This window comes from Kushneria phyllosphaerae (assembly GCF_900312995.1).
Taxonomy (GTDB): domain Bacteria; phylum Pseudomonadota; class Gammaproteobacteria; order Pseudomonadales; family Halomonadaceae; genus Kushneria; species Kushneria phyllosphaerae.
Map to the genome: position 1 here is coordinate 457,065 of NZ_ONZI01000003.1, position 16,326 is coordinate 473,390.

12 protein-coding genes are annotated in these 16,326 nt (G+C 57.1%); 11 read left to right on the forward strand and 1 reads right to left on the reverse strand.

From position 1 onward, the window contains the following. Positions 1-9: 9 nt before the first annotated feature. The 3 genes from KSP9073_RS11995 to KSP9073_RS12005 are packed head-to-tail and all read left to right on the forward strand — an operon-like array spanning position 10 to position 4,083. A complete protein-coding gene (locus KSP9073_RS11995) occupies positions 10-1,497 on the forward strand; it encodes a phosphomannomutase (protein WP_243409225.1) in 1,488 nt (495 codons plus the stop codon). Between the two features lie 37 nt (positions 1,498-1,534). Beyond that, positions 1,535-2,935: an O-antigen ligase family protein gene (locus tag KSP9073_RS12000; RefSeq protein WP_108843184.1), complete on the forward strand. Its 1,401-nt coding sequence runs from the start codon at positions 1,535-1,537 to the stop codon at positions 2,933-2,935. A gap of 2 nt (positions 2,936-2,937) precedes the next feature. After that, positions 2,938-4,083, forward strand: coding sequence for a glycosyltransferase (locus KSP9073_RS12005; protein ID WP_108843185.1), 1,146 nt, complete (start codon positions 2,938-2,940; stop codon positions 4,081-4,083). A gap of 70 nt (positions 4,084-4,153) precedes the next feature. Here the strand turns inward: KSP9073_RS12005 and mqo are convergent, their stop codons facing one another. Further along, entirely contained in the window at positions 4,154-5,836 is a 1,683-nt protein-coding gene (gene mqo, locus KSP9073_RS12010) for a malate dehydrogenase (quinone) (protein WP_108843186.1), read from the reverse strand. A 332-nt stretch (positions 5,837-6,168) separates the two neighbouring features. Between mqo and KSP9073_RS17505 the strand changes: the two genes are divergently transcribed. The 8 genes from KSP9073_RS17505 to KSP9073_RS12045 all read left to right on the forward strand — a co-directional run bounded on the left by KSP9073_RS17505 (position 6,169) and on the right by KSP9073_RS12045 (position 16,205). After that, the gene (locus tag KSP9073_RS17505; RefSeq protein WP_133241020.1) at positions 6,169-6,498 is read left to right on the forward strand and encodes a hypothetical protein; all 330 of its coding nucleotides are present in this window, start codon (positions 6,169-6,171) and stop codon (positions 6,496-6,498) included. A gap of 471 nt (positions 6,499-6,969) precedes the next feature. After that, on the forward strand, positions 6,970-7,158 hold the full coding sequence (locus KSP9073_RS12015) for a hypothetical protein (RefSeq protein ID WP_108843187.1): 189 nt from the start codon (positions 6,970-6,972) through the stop codon (positions 7,156-7,158). A 255-nt stretch (positions 7,159-7,413) separates the two neighbouring features. Beyond that, positions 7,414-8,232 (forward strand): HAD-IIB family hydrolase, encoded by an 819-nt coding sequence (locus KSP9073_RS12020; RefSeq protein ID WP_108843188.1) that lies wholly within the window; start codon positions 7,414-7,416, stop codon positions 8,230-8,232. A gap of 21 nt (positions 8,233-8,253) precedes the next feature. Next, positions 8,254-9,474 carry a glycosyltransferase family protein gene (locus KSP9073_RS12025; RefSeq protein ID WP_108843189.1) on the forward strand — a complete coding sequence of 407 codons (1,221 nt, stop codon included), beginning with the start codon at positions 8,254-8,256 and terminating at the stop codon, positions 9,472-9,474. A gap of 176 nt (positions 9,475-9,650) precedes the next feature. Next, a complete protein-coding gene (locus KSP9073_RS12030) occupies positions 9,651-11,408 on the forward strand; it encodes a type I secretion system permease/ATPase (RefSeq protein WP_108843190.1) in 1,758 nt (585 codons plus the stop codon). Continuing rightward, positions 11,405-12,754: an HlyD family type I secretion periplasmic adaptor subunit gene (locus tag KSP9073_RS12035; protein ID WP_108843191.1), complete on the forward strand. Its 1,350-nt coding sequence runs from the start codon at positions 11,405-11,407 to the stop codon at positions 12,752-12,754. The genes KSP9073_RS12030 and KSP9073_RS12035 overlap by 4 nt, the downstream gene beginning before the upstream one ends. A 3-nt stretch (positions 12,755-12,757) precedes the next feature. After that, positions 12,758-14,323 carry a TolC family protein gene (locus tag KSP9073_RS12040; RefSeq protein WP_108843192.1) on the forward strand — a complete coding sequence of 522 codons (1,566 nt, stop codon included), beginning with the start codon at positions 12,758-12,760 and terminating at the stop codon, positions 14,321-14,323. A 229-nt stretch (positions 14,324-14,552) separates the two neighbouring features. Then, positions 14,553-16,205, forward strand: coding sequence for an alkaline phosphatase (locus tag KSP9073_RS12045; RefSeq protein WP_165814246.1), 1,653 nt, complete (start codon positions 14,553-14,555; stop codon positions 16,203-16,205). Positions 16,206-16,326 lie beyond the last annotated feature (121 nt).

The window sequence follows — 16,326 nt, forward strand, 5'->3', positions numbered from 1 at the left end:
GTGCCGGGCATGGAGATGCTCGGCACCGAACTTTTAAAGGCGGAGCCCGATAGCATGCAAGTTGATTTGGTCCTGAAACATTCGAACATTGCCTTCGGCACCAGCGGCGCGCGTGGTCTCGTACAGCATTTCACTGATGAGGTTTGCGCGGCATTCACAATTGCCTTCCTGAGCCTGATGCGTGACCAGGAAGGCGCTTCGAAGGTGGCTATCGGATTTGACAGGAGGCCGAGCAGTCCTGCCATGGCAGCGGCCTGTACCGCTGCGGCGCGCAGTATGGGGTTTGAGGTCACCGATTACGGCATTTTGCCGACGCCGGCCTTGGCGCTACAGGCAATGACCGATGGCGTGCCTGCTATCATGATCACCGGCAGCCATATTCCCTTTGATCGCAACGGCATCAAGTTTTACCGACCTCAGGGTGAAATTACCAAGCAGGATGAGCAGGCCATCCTCGAAGTCTCAGCGCAGCTTCCCGAGTCGGGTAGCGTGGCCAGGGAGCCAGAGAGCAACGAAGCCTGTAATCGCTACATGGCAAGGTACGTTGAATGGTTTGAGGGCAAACCTCTGGCCGGCAAGCGGGTCGGGCTTTACCAGCACTCGGCTGCCGGTCGTGATCTCAATGCGCAGATACTCGAAGCTCTGGGCGCTAATGTGATCGTCCTCGGGCGTAGCGAGCAGTTTGTGCCGGTGGATACAGAAGCCGTCAGTGAAGAAGATCGCTTGCAGGCACGCCAGTGGGCACGTGATTACAACCTGGATGCACTGCTGACCACAGATGGTGATGGTGATCGGCCACTATTGGCCGATGAGTGGGGAGAGTGGCTGCGTGGCGATATTCTGGGGCTTCTATGTGCTCGCGAACTGCAGATACAGGCTTTGGCTGTCCCCGTCAGCTGCAATACTGCCGTCGAAGTCAGTGGTGCCTTTAATAAGGTTGTGCGCACCCGTATTGGCTCTCCTTATGTGCTTGAGGGCATGGCCCTGCTGTCTGATCAATACGATCGGGTAGCCGGTTTTGAAGCCAATGGTGGCTTCCTGCTGCATACGACGCTCGAAAAGGACTATCGTCGGCTGGCGGCGCTGCCGACTCGAGATGCGTTATTGCCAGCATTGACCCTGATGGTCGCTTCATCACAACGCCAGGAATTGCTATCAACGCTTGTTGCTGATTTGCCCGAACGTTATACGGCCAGTGACCGATTGAAGGCGTTTCCCCTTGAGCGCAGCCGAGCGCTGATTGCTGACTGGATAACTCACCCACAGAATATGTGTCACACACTGGGCCTGGAGAAGGAGGTCAGCGCGACAGATATCACGGATGGTTTACGTGTCACGCTGGAAAATGGCGATATCATCCATTTGCGTCCCTCTGGTAACGCACCTGAATTACGCTGCTATGTCGAGTCGGACAGTGAGGAAAAAGCGCATGACCAGGTTGCTTCTGTGCTAAATCGTTTAAGCGAAATTTTTGATCGTGTAAAAATATCGGTTTGAAAGATTCTCTTTGGATTTTTTTAATGAGTGATGATGAATGAATAGGCTTGGGCGCTTTAGCTTTTGGGAGTTTGATCAGGCATGGTATACGCCCAAATATTACAAGGTTACCGGCGTCTTCTTTTTATTTTTATATGTTTTTTTTCAAGTGCTATGGGGAGCGGCTGGCGATATCGGAGAAACGGCTTCAGCCGTGTTGGGCCTGATTGCTTTTTTTATATTCGGTAAGGGGTTACGCAATTCTGGTGCGATCTGGTTATTGTTGGCTGCAGTGGCCGTGCAGGGTGTTTCTTGGATATTGATGCATCAGTACCGACCGGAGTGGGTGCCCGATAACCCACAGTTTGATCGTCTGGCCAAGTTGTTCATTTTTATCGCGGTGGCCTGGTGGCTTGGGGGGAGTACGCGTAATACCTTGGTGGTATGGCTAATGGCGTCCATTGGTTTCATTGCAGCAACCTTTATATATGGACAGGGGGTCGATAACTGGGTTGACGGTATTTTACACGGAAAGCGCACTGGTTTTGGCATTAGAAACGATCAACATGCTTCCATGTTTTACGGTGTGTGTGCTCTTGGTTTTATTGCGTTTTCAAAAAGATTTATTTGCCGACCCACATTGGTGATATGGCGTCTTCTTGTTTGGGTTTTTCTTGTTGGCTTGATATTTCTGGCCTTGTTGATCGGACAGACAAGGGCCATATGGATTGCGACCACACTTTCTTTACTGGTGATGCTGGTGCTCTGGGCGACCTGGTACATACGTCAGGGAGATATAGGGAAAGTATTCAGGAATATACTTGCAGGTTTTTTTCTGATCGCTTTTATCCTGGGAAGTGTTGGCTGGCTTTTCGGCGATACGCTCATCAAGAGAGGATTAACGGAACAAAGTGTTGTCACCGAGCTTGCCCAGGGGGATATAAGTCATGTCCCCTACAGCAGTATTGGTATTCGCATACATTCCTGGGTAGCTGCCAGTGAATGGATCGCGCAGCGCCCCTTTACCGGATGGGGACCATGGGGCCGTGGACTGGTTATCGATCATACCTCATGGCTGCCCGACCTTGTGAAGGACAACTTTGGCCATTTACATAATTTCTTTATTGAAATATGGGTGGCTTATGGGGTGATGGGACTGCTTTTGATTGCGGCGCTTGCAGTATGGATTGGGCGTGCAGCATGGCGAGCATGGCGAGGAGGAGCGCTACCCAACGATATGGCGCTTTTTTCCATATGCTTTTTTGTGTATTGGATGATCGTCAATCAAATTGAATCCTATATGTCATTCTGGACCGGTGTTTACGTTTTCAATCTTGTGGTGGGTGGATTGATTACTCATTACTGGCGATGGAAGCTGCAGATAAAAGCCGATCCCGAAAGCAGGGATAACCCCAACGCTTTCTCTGAAGAATATAAAATAAAGAGTGCGGCGCTTTAATCATGCGTACCCTGATTGTAGTAAGAAGTCTGAAAATGGGTGGCATGGAAAGGGTGGCCGTCAATCTGGCCGATGCTTTTGGCGATGAAGGTCATGAAAGTCATCTTCTGGTGTTTCGGCGGCAAAAACAGGGGCTTTCGCCTGCAAATCCGGCGGTCAAAACGCATCACTTTCCATTGCGCTGGTGGTTGCGCCTGACCGGTGTCGGGCTATTGATCGAGCTTGTTTCACGCCTGTTACTGAACCCGTTGATCCGGCGATCCCATTTTGTCTGGACGGGCTATCTGGGTGGGTATCTTTTCAAGGTGTGGCTTGCCTGTTTTGAGCGGCGCCATGGACGATTGGACCGGATCATCTTCCGAGGGATCGGGTCCTTTGAAATGGTGTGGACCTTCCGCGATGAGCGGGCCAGATTCGTACTGGAAAATACACTGCCCCAGGACGTTAATACGTGCCAATACCGTCTCTTTTCTCGCTGCCTTTTTCATGCCAAACACCTGATAGCGGTCTCGGGAGGTGTAAAGGCGTCGATTGAAGAGTCTCAGGTTCTCTGGAAGTTCACGCCTGCTTCGATATCCGTAATCGTGAATCCCTGCCCGATAAAGCAGATCCGCCATCTAATGGATGAAGATCTTCCGGACATCCCGGAGGGCAACTTTATCGTCAATGTGGCGCGTCTTGTGCCGCAAAAGGACCAGGCGCTGTTGCTGCGGGCCTACGCAACATCAAACCTGCAGGAAAAGCTTGTCATGGTAGGGTCAGGGCCGTTGGAAGGCGACCTGAAACGGCTGGCATGTGAGCTTGGAATAGAAAACAGGGTGATTTTTGCGGGCAACAAAAACAACCCATACCCCTTTATGAAACACGCCCGCCTGCTGGTGCTGAGCTCACGTGTTGAAGGCATGGGAATTGTGTTGTTCGAAGCACTGGCCTGCGGAACGCCAGTCGTTTCGGTCGACTGCAGGGGCGGTATACGTGAAATTCTCAAGGGAGAGCTTGAAGATTCAATTGCCGCCAGAAATGAAACAGCGCTGGCAGAAAAGCTGAAAGAAAAGGTATCGGGTGAGAAACCGACAATCAGGGAGGTCTGGTTGAAGGACTTTTTACCCGCCCAGGTGGTTCGTCGGTTTTTGGAACCTGGGGGCTGACCTTCCACGGTTGTACAAAAAAACGGCACCTGAACAGGGTGCCGTTTTTTTTACCTCACTATAACGATATTCAGAGGTTGGCAGTCGTCTCAGCGCTATCGTCACCGTCAGCGGCCTGCTCGCTGGCGGCTTCCTGACCGCGGGCACGGGCCTTGAGGGCTTCAATGCGCTCAACGTTTTCCGGGGTGGGCTGGGTGTCACCCAATTCCAGAACGCTGCTGGTGTAGGCACGAATCTCGTTGGTGAGCTGTTCGTTACCATCAAGCGTCAGTCCATAGGAGGGGATCATGCGCTTGAGCTTTTCCTGCCACTGGCTGGACGCCAGCTGTTCGGGGAAAACCCGTTCCATCAGGCCGAGCATGATGGAGGGCGCCGTAGAGGCCCCCGGGGAGGCGCCCAGCAGCGCCGACATGGTGCCGTCTTTGGAGGCCACGACTTCGGTACCGAACTGCAACACGGAGCCCTTGACCGGATCCTTCTTGATGATCTGAACGCGCTGGCCGGCGTCGATCAGTGTCCAGTCTTCTCGTTTGGCGTCCGGGTAGTATTCCTGGAGCGCTTCGAAGCGATCCTCTTCCGACAGCATGACCTGACCGACCAGGTATTTGACCAGGCTGAAGTTATCCAGCCCGACTTTCATCATCGGCAGGGTATTGCTGGTGGTCATGGAGCCGAACAGATCCGTCCATTCGCCGTTTTTCAAAAACTTTGTCGAGAAGTTGGCAAACGGTCCGAACAGGATACGCTGCTGGCCGTCCAGTTTACGGCTGTCCAGGTGTGGCACCGACATCGGGGGCGAACCGCTCGCGGCCAGCCCATAGGCCTTGGCATGGTGGCGGTGAACAATGTCGGGGTTACTGGTCACCAGAAACTGACCGCCGACCGGGAAGCCCGCATAGATGCGCCCTTCAGGAATGCCGGATTTCTGCAGCAGGGGCAGGGCAGCACCGCCGGCGCCAATAAAGACATGACGGGCATTGATGCTGTGCTCGGCACCATTGTCGTTCAGATCCGCCCAGGTGACTTTCCAGCTGCCGTCATCGTTGCGCTCAAGATCACGGACTTCGCTGCCGGTGCTCAGGCTGAAATTGTCATGCTGTTCTGACAGCGCACTGATGAGCTGGCGCGTCACCTCCCCCCATTCGGCATCGGTGCCGGCCTTCATGCGGGTGGCGGCGACCTTCTGGGCGGCGTCACGTCCTTCCATCATCAGCGGCGCCCATTCACGGATGACCTCGGGGTCTTCCGAGTACTCCATGGCCTTGTAGAGGCTGCTTTGCTGCATACCTTCGTAGCGCTTTCGCAGGAAGTCGATGTTGTCATCGCCCCAGACAAAGCTTAAGTGCGGCGTGTTGTTGAGAAACGAGCCGGGATCATGCATGACGCCATTGAGCACCTGATAGGACAAAAACTGTCGGGTAATCTCAAAGGCCTGTGTGATTTTGGGCGGGCGGGAAACATCAACGCTGCCATCGTCACGCTGTGGGGTGTAGTTCATTTCCGCAAAGGCGGAGTGACCGGTGCCGGCATTGTTCCAGCCGTTGGAGCTTTCCTCGGCGACATGGTCAAGGCGCTCATACATGTTGACCTTCCAGTCAGGCTGAAGCTCTTCCAGGAAGGTGCCCAGAGTGGCGCTCATGATGCCGCCGCCAATCAGGGCAACATCGATGGTCTTGCTGTCCTCTTCAGCCATCGCCACGCCTGAAAACATGCAGAGATTCAGGCACAGCGCCGCTGTCAGTTGTTTCGTCATGAAGTGTTGTCTCGACTTGCAGGATTGGGCCTGCCAGCAACGGCAAGCCACCCATGGCGACCTGTGAAAGGAAACAATGGGCAGGAAGAATACGCAAAAGAAGTGCGGCACTTTAACGCAGATCTTCCCGACAAGGCGTTTATGGACTTATAAAAAATGTGGAATGGTTTTATTTATTTTAAAAAATAAAGATATACGAATTCAGGCCGAGAGCGTTGAAAAGAAAAAGAAAGGAAGTTGTTGAGAAAAGAAAAATCCGCGGAGTGCGGATTAAGGATTGCCTCTTTTAACGGGCAGATTTATGTCTTTTTCGGGCTCAAAAGGCAATCGTATTGTTTGAAACCTGGTTTTTAGAAAACCGACAGGTCACGAATCAAACGGCTGTCCATTCGCGTCTGGCTCGGCGTGTCGATAAGGCGTCGTATTCGTCATCGTTGGCACTGTCATCACTGGTGCGCGGTTTTGCGGCTGCAGCCCCCGTGATAATCAGGGCGTGTTCATCACCCACGGGCCGCATTGGCGATCGATCGGCGCGTCCGAAACTGCTGGCAAGCCATAGACTGATACCGCACCAGATCGTTGTTGCTACTGCCATCGTTATCAACAAGGAAGCCATGAGCATTCTCCTGCGTGGGGTGTTGGCAGTGATGATGGCAAGCTGACATGACGCCAGGACGTCAGGCAGATGACACTTCGGTGAATACTGTGCCGAAAAGCGCAGTGTGGTGGTTTTTACCATCGGCGCTGTTTAGATACCGTTTGAGGCCGAACAATGAAGTGTCACGACCTTTCATGACTCATGGTATGGCGATTCAGCCTCTTTGGAACTGCCATTTTTATCAATGCGTTAGCGAATTGTTTAATTATTTTTTAGCCAATGGCGTCGTCTTGTTTTAAGCATGGTAATCCATTGGTATTGGTCAATTGATAACCCTGTCATCCCTTGGTTCAGCAGAGGGTATGAGAGAGGTGACTTTCTTTTGGCACAAACGGGTTAAAGGGCCTGATAAGCCCCCTGATGCTGCCGGCTTATTTACGCGATTAGACCGCAAATCTGCACATATTGTTACTCAATGTTGCCTCATATTTCTCCTCGTTCACATTTACCGCATCAGACGGTGGAGACAGGGAAAATGAGTCAGGCAACCATTGCACTTCTTATCATATTGTTCCTTGGCAGCGGCGTTGCCTGGTGGAACGGCAACCGGCACGACAGCAACCATGGCGGCCATTCCGGCTATCATCAGGGTGGCGGTCATGGTGGCGGCAACGCCAGTGGCGGTGGCGGTATCCATTTCCCTGATCCGCAGCAGTGTTCCTGATCCGTTGCTGTTTCAAAGAATCCATCGTGACTGACGTCGTGGCCAACGCCTGAGCATCGGTTACAGTAAAAGGCCCATCGCATTGCGATGGGCCTTTTGCGTATAAGGAGTATGGCGGCAACTGACCGGCCTGTATCACGCTTCCCCTGGCGTTCGAGCAGGGCTTTCATGGCACGATATGGTGTGTTCAAGAGCAAAGAGGCTATTCTGATGCTCTTGTCGCCAATAACGGCCATTCCTTATAGAGCTGATGCCATGACATCATCACAACAAAAAGCGCTGCTGGTGTTTACGGATCTGGATGGCTCGCTGCTTGACCATGCCACCTACGACTATACGCCCGCCATGGCCTGGCTTGAGCGGCTCAGGGAGGACTCCATTCCGCTGATCATCAATACCAGCAAGACCGCAGCAGAAGTCGTGGTACTGCATCAGGCCCTTGGGCTTGATTCCCCCTTTATTACTGAAAACGGTGCCTCGATACATTTGCCGGCCTCATGGTGTCTGGATGAAACGCCTGATGAGCGTGGCTGGGCAGATATCGTGCTGGGGGAATCCTATCGCCGGATTCGCAGCGTGCTGGAGGCCGTCAGGGCCACCGAGGGATTCAAATTCCGTGGCTTTGGCGATTTCAGTATCGAGGAGGTGGCCGACCATACCGGTCTTGATGCCAGCGATGCCGAGCTTGCCCACCTTCGGGAAGCATCCGAACCTCTGGTCTGGGAAGATACGGATGAGGCACTGGAGCGTTTTCGTCTGCTGTTGATTGGCGCCGGGCTGACAACGACCCGGGGCGGTCGCTTTTATCATGTGCTGGGCGATAACAGTGGCAAGGGGCGTGCGATTGCCTGGCTGGTGGATCGCTATCATCTTCTCAAGGGGCAGCGGCCCCTGACGCTGGGGCTGGGAGATGGTCCCAATGATGTGCCGATGCTGGAAAGCGTCGACCGGGCGGTGCTGATTCGCGGTGAGCATGATGTCTCGATCAGTATCGCAGAGACTGTCCAACTCTATACAACAACACAAAAGGGCCCGGCAGGATGGTCGGAAGGTCTTGATCACTGGCTGGGCTGACAGCGACAGGAGAGAGACGCCATGAGCGATTTTTATCAAAACGGTATCATCACCAACTTTCACAACCTGACGCGGCGCCCGCTTGAAGCGCTGGAAAGTGATCTGCTGGGGTTTTCAAAGCGCCGTCCAATGGGGCTGATTTTGCCCTCGCTGTTTTCCGAACTGGAAGGTCCGGCGCTTACGCGCATTATCGATCAGCTCTCGCAGGTCGAATATTTAAGCGAAATCATTATCGGGCTGGATCGTGCCGACCGCGATCAGTTTCTCTACGCTCGGGAGTTCTTCTCCCGCCTGCCACAGCGTCATCGCATTCTCTGGAACGATGGCCCGCGCCTGAAAGCGCTGGATGCTGAACTTGCCGCGGAATCCCTTTCGCCGCAGGCGCCGGGCAAGGGGCGCAACGTCTGGTTCTGCTCGGGATATGCCATTTCGTCAGGCCGCGCTGAAGCGATCGCCCTGCATGACTGTGATATCACCACCTATGACCGCTCGATGCTGGCGCGCCTGCTCTACCCTGTGGCCAATCCGCATTTCAACTACGAGTTCTGCAAGGGCTATTACGCCCGCATCGCCGATGGCAAGCTTAACGGGCGCGTTGGGCGGTTGATGGTGACGCCGTTGTTGCGTGCGCTGAAAAAGATTCATGGACCGCTGGATTATCTGAACTACCTCGACAGCTATCGCTATCCGCTGTCAGGCGAGTTCGCCATGCGCGCCGACGTGTTAAACGATATCCGTATTCCCAGCGACTGGGGGCTCGAGATCGGCGTGCTCTCTGAAGTACATCGCAACTATTCCACCAAGCGGCTGTGCCAGGTCGATATCGCCGACAACTACGACCACAAGCATCAGCCGCTGTCGCCGGAAGACGCCTCCACCGGGCTTTATCGCATGAGCACTGACATCGCCAAGGCGCTTTATCGCAAGCTGGCAACGCTGGGGGTGACCATGAACGAGGCGCATTTTCGAACGCTCAAGGCCACCTATTACCGTACCGCGCTCGATATCATCGAAAACTACTACCACGATGCGATGATGAACGGCCTCAAGGTCGACCGTCATAGTGAGGAGCAGGCTGTGGAGCTGTTCGCTCAAAGCATCATGGAGGCCGGCGTGGCCTTTCTTGAAAGTCCGCGCGACAAGCCCTTCATTCCCAGTTGGAGCCGGGTGCAGTCCGCCTTTCCGGATATGCTTGAGCGGATGTATGACGCCGTGGAAGCCGACAACGCCGGCGATGTGTAATTCCATCGTGCGACAAGGGTAGTCGCCCTCTCTGTCAGGGGGCTGGCCCCTGTCATATCGTTCGACGTTACAGTTTAAAACGCGATAGTGTCAGGGGCATTCGGGGGCTGTCATGGGTCTGTCATATCGGCTGCCCACGATACCCCGATCACCCGCCCGGGTATTAGAGGTCTCACATGGCAGCAGCAAAAACGTCCAATGATCTGGCACTGGCCCTGAAAGCCTGTCGACGCTCGTTTGTGTCGGTGGGCGGTTTCAGCATGTGCATCAATCTGTTGATGCTGGTGCCGCCGCTTTACATGCTGCAGGTCTACGACCGGGTCATCACCACTCGCAGTGTCGACACCCTCATCATGCTGACCCTGATCGTGATGTTTTTGTTTGTGGTCATGGGCGGACTGGAACTGGTGCGCTCGCGCATTCTGGTGCGGACCGGCAACCGGCTGGAAACGCTGACGAACACGCGCATCTACCGGGCCATGTTTCGCCGCAGCCTGCTGCGTTCGGGGCAACAGACAGCCCAGCCGCTCAACGATCTGACCACGCTTCGCCAGTTTTTGACCGGCAACGGGCTCTTCGCCTTTTTCGATGCGCCCTGGATACCGATCTACATCGGTGTGCTCTTTCTCTTTAACGTCTGGTTTGGCGTGTTTGCCGTTGTGGCAGGTCTGGTACTGCTGGCACTGGCACTGGCCAACGAGCGCGCCACGCGACGGCTTCTGGCCGAGGCCGGCAATGAACACATTCAGGCCCAGGAGCTGGCCAATTCCAATCTGCGCAACGCCGAGGTCCTGCATGCCATGGGCATGGTGCCCGGCATTCAGGCGCGCTGGGCACAGCGTCATCATGACTATCTCGTTCGCCAGTCCCAAGCCAGCGACCGGTCAGGGACGCTGGCTAATCTATCCAAGGTGCTGCGACTGGCCTTTCAGTCCCTGATTCTGGGGCTGGGCGCCTGGCTGGTCCTGCAGGGCAGCATCACCCCCGGCATGATGATCGCAGGCTCCATCTTGATGGGGCGGGCGCTGGCCCCCATCGATCAGATGATCGGCGCATGGAAGGGCTTTGTCAGCGCCCGTTCGGCGCATCAGCGCCTCACCACGCTGCTGGATGAAGTGCCTGCCGATCGCGAGCGAATGTCCCTGCCGGCCCCTCAGGGCGATATCCGTGTGGAAGGTGTGTCGGCGGCGCCGCCGGGCGTGCGTCTGCCGACCCTTCGCGGTATTAATTTCACCCTGGCTCGGGGCGAGCAGGTGGGCATCATCGGCCCCAGCGCCTCGGGAAAATCGACCCTGGCGCGGGTGTTGCTGGGCATCTGGCCCACCCAGATGGGCACCGTGCGCCTTGATGGAGTAGACGTTGCCCAGTGGCCGCGCGAAGAGCTGGGGCCGTATATCGGCTACCTGCCGCAGGACATCGAGCTCTTTGACGGCACCATCAGTGACAACATTGCGCGTCTGGGCGACGTCGATGCCGAGAAGGTGGTCGAAGCCGCCCGGCTGGCGGGCGTTCACGAGATGATCCTGCAGCAGCCGCAGGGCTATGACACCGTCATCGCCTCCGGCGGCGGTGCGCTGTCCGGCGGTCAGCGTCAGCGCATCGGGCTGGCGCGGGCGCTTTATGGTCGCCCGGTGACGGTGGTGCTGGACGAGCCCAACGCCAATCTGGACGACAGCGGCGAGCGGGCCCTGATTCAAACGCTGGCGCGGCTGCGACAGATGAAAACGACGGTCTTTGTTATCTCCCATCGCCCCGCCACGCTCAAGGCCGTAGACAAGCTGCTGGTAATGAAGGAAGGCCAGGTCGGCGCCTTCGGTCCTCGTGACCAGGTCGTGGCCCATCTCCAATCGCAAAAGCCGAGCACCGTTCGCCCCATGACCTCCCCGGCGCCCGAGGCACCGGACAACCAGACAGCTGCGGTAGGCAACCAATGAGCATCTCATCGAGCACGACGGCCTCAACGTCCACCAGCAATAGCCCCGCACTGCCGATCAGCGATCGTGGCGCCCGGCGTGCCGGCATCGTGATTGTGCTGGTGGCCTTTGGCATCTTCGGCGGCTGGGCGATGCTGGCCAACCTGGCGGTGGCGGTCGTGGCCACCGGCACCGTCTCGGTGGAGTCGTTTAAAAAGACCGTCCAGCATCTGGAAGGCGGGATCGTCTCGAAGATCAACGTGGACGACGGCAATCATGTCCAGGCTGGTGATGTATTGATGGTGCTGGACGCCACTCAGGCGCGGTCCCAGTACGCCATCGCCCGCACCGGCTGGTTCATTGCCAGTGCTCAGGAAGCACGACTAATGGCCGAGCAGCAGCAGCTCGAACAGCTCGAGTTTCCCGACGCGCTGCTGGAGATGGCCCACGAAGAGGAGCGCCTGCAGCAGGTTCTCAACGTACAGCGCAGCCTCTTTTTCTCGCGCCGCCAGGCCCTGCAGGGAGAACTTGACGGTCTTGATGAGCAGAACCAGCAGCTGCGCGAACAGATTGCCGGCCTTGAGCAGACCATGGGCATCAACGTGCGGCGCGTCGGTTCGCTCAGCGATGAAGCCGATGACTATCGGGCATTGTTCCGCGAGGGGCTGGGCAACAACCAGCGCGTGCGCGAACTCGAGCGCCAGAGAATGCAGCTTGAGTCCGACAGCGCTGCGTCAAAGGCGGAGATCGCCCAGCTGCGCTCACGCATCAGCGAAAATCGCGTGAGGATGGAGACGAGACGGCAGTCCTGGCAGCAGGAAGTGGGTGAGGGTCTGCGTCAGGCGCAGTCCGAAATCGGTGATAACGCCGAGCGCATGACGGCGCTGTCTGATCAGATGCGCCGCACCGAGCTGCGAGCCCCGGTCGCCGGCACCGTGGTTGGTCTTGAGACCCACACCATCGGTGCGGTGATCGAGCCGGGCAAGCCGGTGATGAGCATCGTTCCCAATGCAGAAGGCTTTCTGATCGACACGCGCATCGCCGCCCAGGACATCGACAATATCTATGTGGGCCAGCCTGCCGAGATTCGCTTTAGCGCTTTCAATCAGCGCCGCTCCAGCGTGGTGGAAGGGGAGCTGGTCAACGTCTCCGCCGACAGCTTCCAGGATGAATCCACCGGTGAATCCTATTATCGCGGCCGCGTACGGGTCTCGGAGGCCGGTCAGGAAATCATGAGCGATGAGGAGATGCAGCTTTTGTCCGGCATGCCGGCAGAGGTCATGCTGCGCACCGGTGAGAAGACCCTTATGGGCTACGTCATGCAGCCGGTGACCGACATGCTGGCACGCGCCGTACGGCAGGATTGATCAATGATCATGACCGAGCGTGCTTCTCATCAGACCCTGCGTGCCCTGCTGGTCAGCGTGCTGTGGCTGCCGGCGGTGGCGCTGGCCGAGCCGCACGGCCCCGCAGAGACCGATCTCGAACCGTTGACGATGTACGACCCGGCGCCGACCGATATCCGCTCGGCGCCGAGTACTCCGGCGGGCGCTAATGGCGCCAGCGCCATCGTGCCGTCCCTGCCGGCGCTTTATGCACATGCGCGCGATCATGATGCCGAGCTGCGCCGTCAGATGCTGGATGCCGAGGCGACCGGACTCGAGACAACCCGGACGCGGGCGGGGCTATTGCCCGCGATCGATCTGATGTACTCCGTGGGCTATACCGACAGCGACAACTATTACTCCGAGGGCGCCGACTCCTGCGAGGAGAACCCTCGTACCGGTGAACTGTTCGGCGGTGACGATTTTGAGGCGCGCTGTCGCGGCCACTCTACCGATACCACGGCGCAGATACAGCTCACTCAGCCGCTGTTTTCCATGGAGCGCTGGCGAACGCTGGCCCAGTCGCGCGAGGAGGTCCAGGCCGCGCAGCTGCAGCTTACCGTTGCTGAGCAGCAGCTGGCGCTGGAGACGGCCGAGGCCTACATGGATGGCTTTTACAGCGCTCAGCAAAAGCGGCTTCTGGTGGGCAAGCAGCGCTCGCTGGAACTACAGGTAAAACAGGCGCAGCGCGCCTATGAGCTGGGGATCGGCGATCGTATCGACCTGCTGGCGGCTCGATCCCGATTGGATCAGGCCGGGGCGGAAATCGCCGTGGCCGACAATCAGTATGCCGATGCCGTGGCGCGGCTGGAGCGTCTGACCGGTCAGACGCCGGACTTCACCCGGTTCGCCCTCGAGGAGCTGTCCGAGGCCCAGTGGCCAGCGCCCGAGGCAGTTGAGTACTCCGAGGCCACTATCAGTGACAACGTTCGGGTCCGTCTGGCCGCACAACAGCTGGCCGTGGCCGATGCCGTGCAGTCCGTTCGTCAGGCCGGTTATTACCCCGAGGTGTCCCTGAACCTGTCATGGACGGATCGCAACAGCGACGATCCCTACCGCGAAAGCGAGGATCGCTCGGCCGTGGTTCAGGCGCGCATGAATCTGTATCAGGGCGGGGCGACCAGCGCGGAAGTGCGCCAAGCAGATCTGCGGCGTCAGGCACAGGGTACGGATGTGCAGCAACAAAAGCGTCTGGCGCTGGAGGAGATTCGGCGGCGCCACCGCAGCATCGGCGGTGATCTCTCTCGTCTGAAGGCGCTGTCCCAGTCGATTCGTTCCAGCGAGCTTTATCTGGAGGCTGCCGATCGTGGCGCGGCGCTGGGGCTGCGCGATCTCGTCGATGTGCTGGATGCCCGCGCCGATCTCTATGACCAGCGTATTCAGTATGTCGATGCCTTTCGTCAACTGCTGCTGGATCGACTCAATCTGCAGGCTGCGGCCGGGCCGCTGGCCAGTGATGACATGACTGACACCATGACCATGATCGGACGCATTATCGGCCCGCCCCGTGATGACACTCCGTTGCCGGGCGGTGTTGAGGCGTCGTCGTAAAAAATAATTACATACTGTTGCCAATCATTGCGTCTTTAAACGCCACGGTCATCTCGATGCAGGCAAATCGTCATGGATGAAAGGCGAACATGCTTGGGCGGGTGGATCAGTGCCCGGACCTTGAACTCCAGACACTGTCGCGGATCCCGGATGCTGTCACGGAGAAGGTCACTCTCACCAAGGTACGCATGACCCGTCTTCGGGCACATTACGACTCAGGAGAATGACGATGTTCGGCTACAGTAACGGCATGTATGGCAGTAACGGTGCACTGTATGGCAGCAACGCGATGACCATGAATAGTGCTTCATCGGCCATGTTCTCTCCCTTCCAGGCACTGTCTCCGATATCAAGTCTCTGGTCCGGTAATGATATGCCCTGGGCGTCCGAGCCGGCGCTGGTGCCGGCCTTTCTGGATGCCACGAAATCCATTCTCGATGGCTACAGCCAGGCGCTGGGTCAGCTGAGCGGGGCCTTTCGCGATGTGCTGGCCGGTCAGGATAAACTGCCTGATATGCCCGAGCCCGAAGCGCCGGCCAATGGTGACATGGCGCAGAACGTCATTTTCATGGTGCCGGATGGTTTTGGAACGGACTACTCCACTGCCTTTCGTACTTTCAAGGGCGGAGAAGAACTGCCGGCCTGGGAAGCCGAGAACATGCTGACGGGCGCAATCAAGACACATTCGGCCAATTCCCTGATTACCGATTCGGCAGCCGCGGGCACGGCCTTTGCAACGGGTCAGAAAACCGACAATGGCATGATTTCCCAGTCGCCGGATGGTCATGACCTGGAGTCGATCGTGGATCTGGCGCAGGCGGCTGGAAAGTCCACCGGGGTGGTCTCGACGTCTTCGGTCACCCACGCCACGCCTGCCGTGTTCGGCGCCAACGTCGAAGATCGCAACGACGCCACCACCATTGCCGAGCAGTTTATCGATAACGATCAACTCGATGTGATGCTCGGCGGCGGTCTGCAGTATTTCACCTCCGAGGAGCAGGGTGGCATGGCCAGCAGCGACCTGCTGGACCAGGCCGAGTCACAGGGTTACACCTTTGTTGGTAATGCGACTGATCTGGACAGCGTGGAAGGGGGTCGTCTGCTGGGACTGTTTGCCAATGACGGCATGGACACCAGCTATGGCGAAAGCGATGACGATCAGCCAACGCTTGCCCAGATGACCCAGACTGCGCTGGACGCACTGTCACAAAATGACAATGGCTTTTTCATGATGGTGGAAGGCAGCCAGATCGACTGGGCCGGCCACGCCAACGATGCCGGCTGGGCCATGAACGATGCGCTGGCCTTTGAAGATGCCGTGAAGACCGCCCAGCAGTTCTCCGAGGAAAATCCGGACACGCTGATCGTGATTGCGCCTGATCACGAAACGGGTGGCATGTCGGCGCAGTCCACGCTGGACAACAATGCCTCGATCTATCAGAGCTTCACCGGCACCTATGAGCAGATGTACGTTGAGGCCAGTGATCGCATTGAAGCCGCTGGCATGAGTGCTGGTGACGCCGGTGCTGCCTGGGTCATGCAGGGCGCGGTGGCTGAAATGACCGGCGGCAAGGTATTCCTCTCCGAAGACGAGCTGACGGCGGTTTTGTCGGCTGAGGATGCCGACGCAGGTCTCGAAGCGCTGACCCAGACGCTCAATGAGTACGGCGGCATCACTTTCAGCTCTGGTAATCATACGGCCGAAAACGTGCCGCTTTACGCCCAGGGGCCGGGTTCCGACATCTTTGCAGGACTTCTGGACAACACCGAAGTCGGTCAGGGTTTGGCCACTGCAATGGGGCTTGAGTTCTCTGACCTGCCCTCTATTGATGTCATGGGCGTGAACACCCAGATGCAGGGCGCCGAGCTGGCGGTGGCCTGATCCTCTTTTTGAGTCGGTGGCCCTGAACAGGACGCCGGTTCAAAACAATGAATGCCCTGAAAACGCCCCGCACGATAAAAACGACTCACACGATAGAAATGACAACCCGCAAGATGTGATC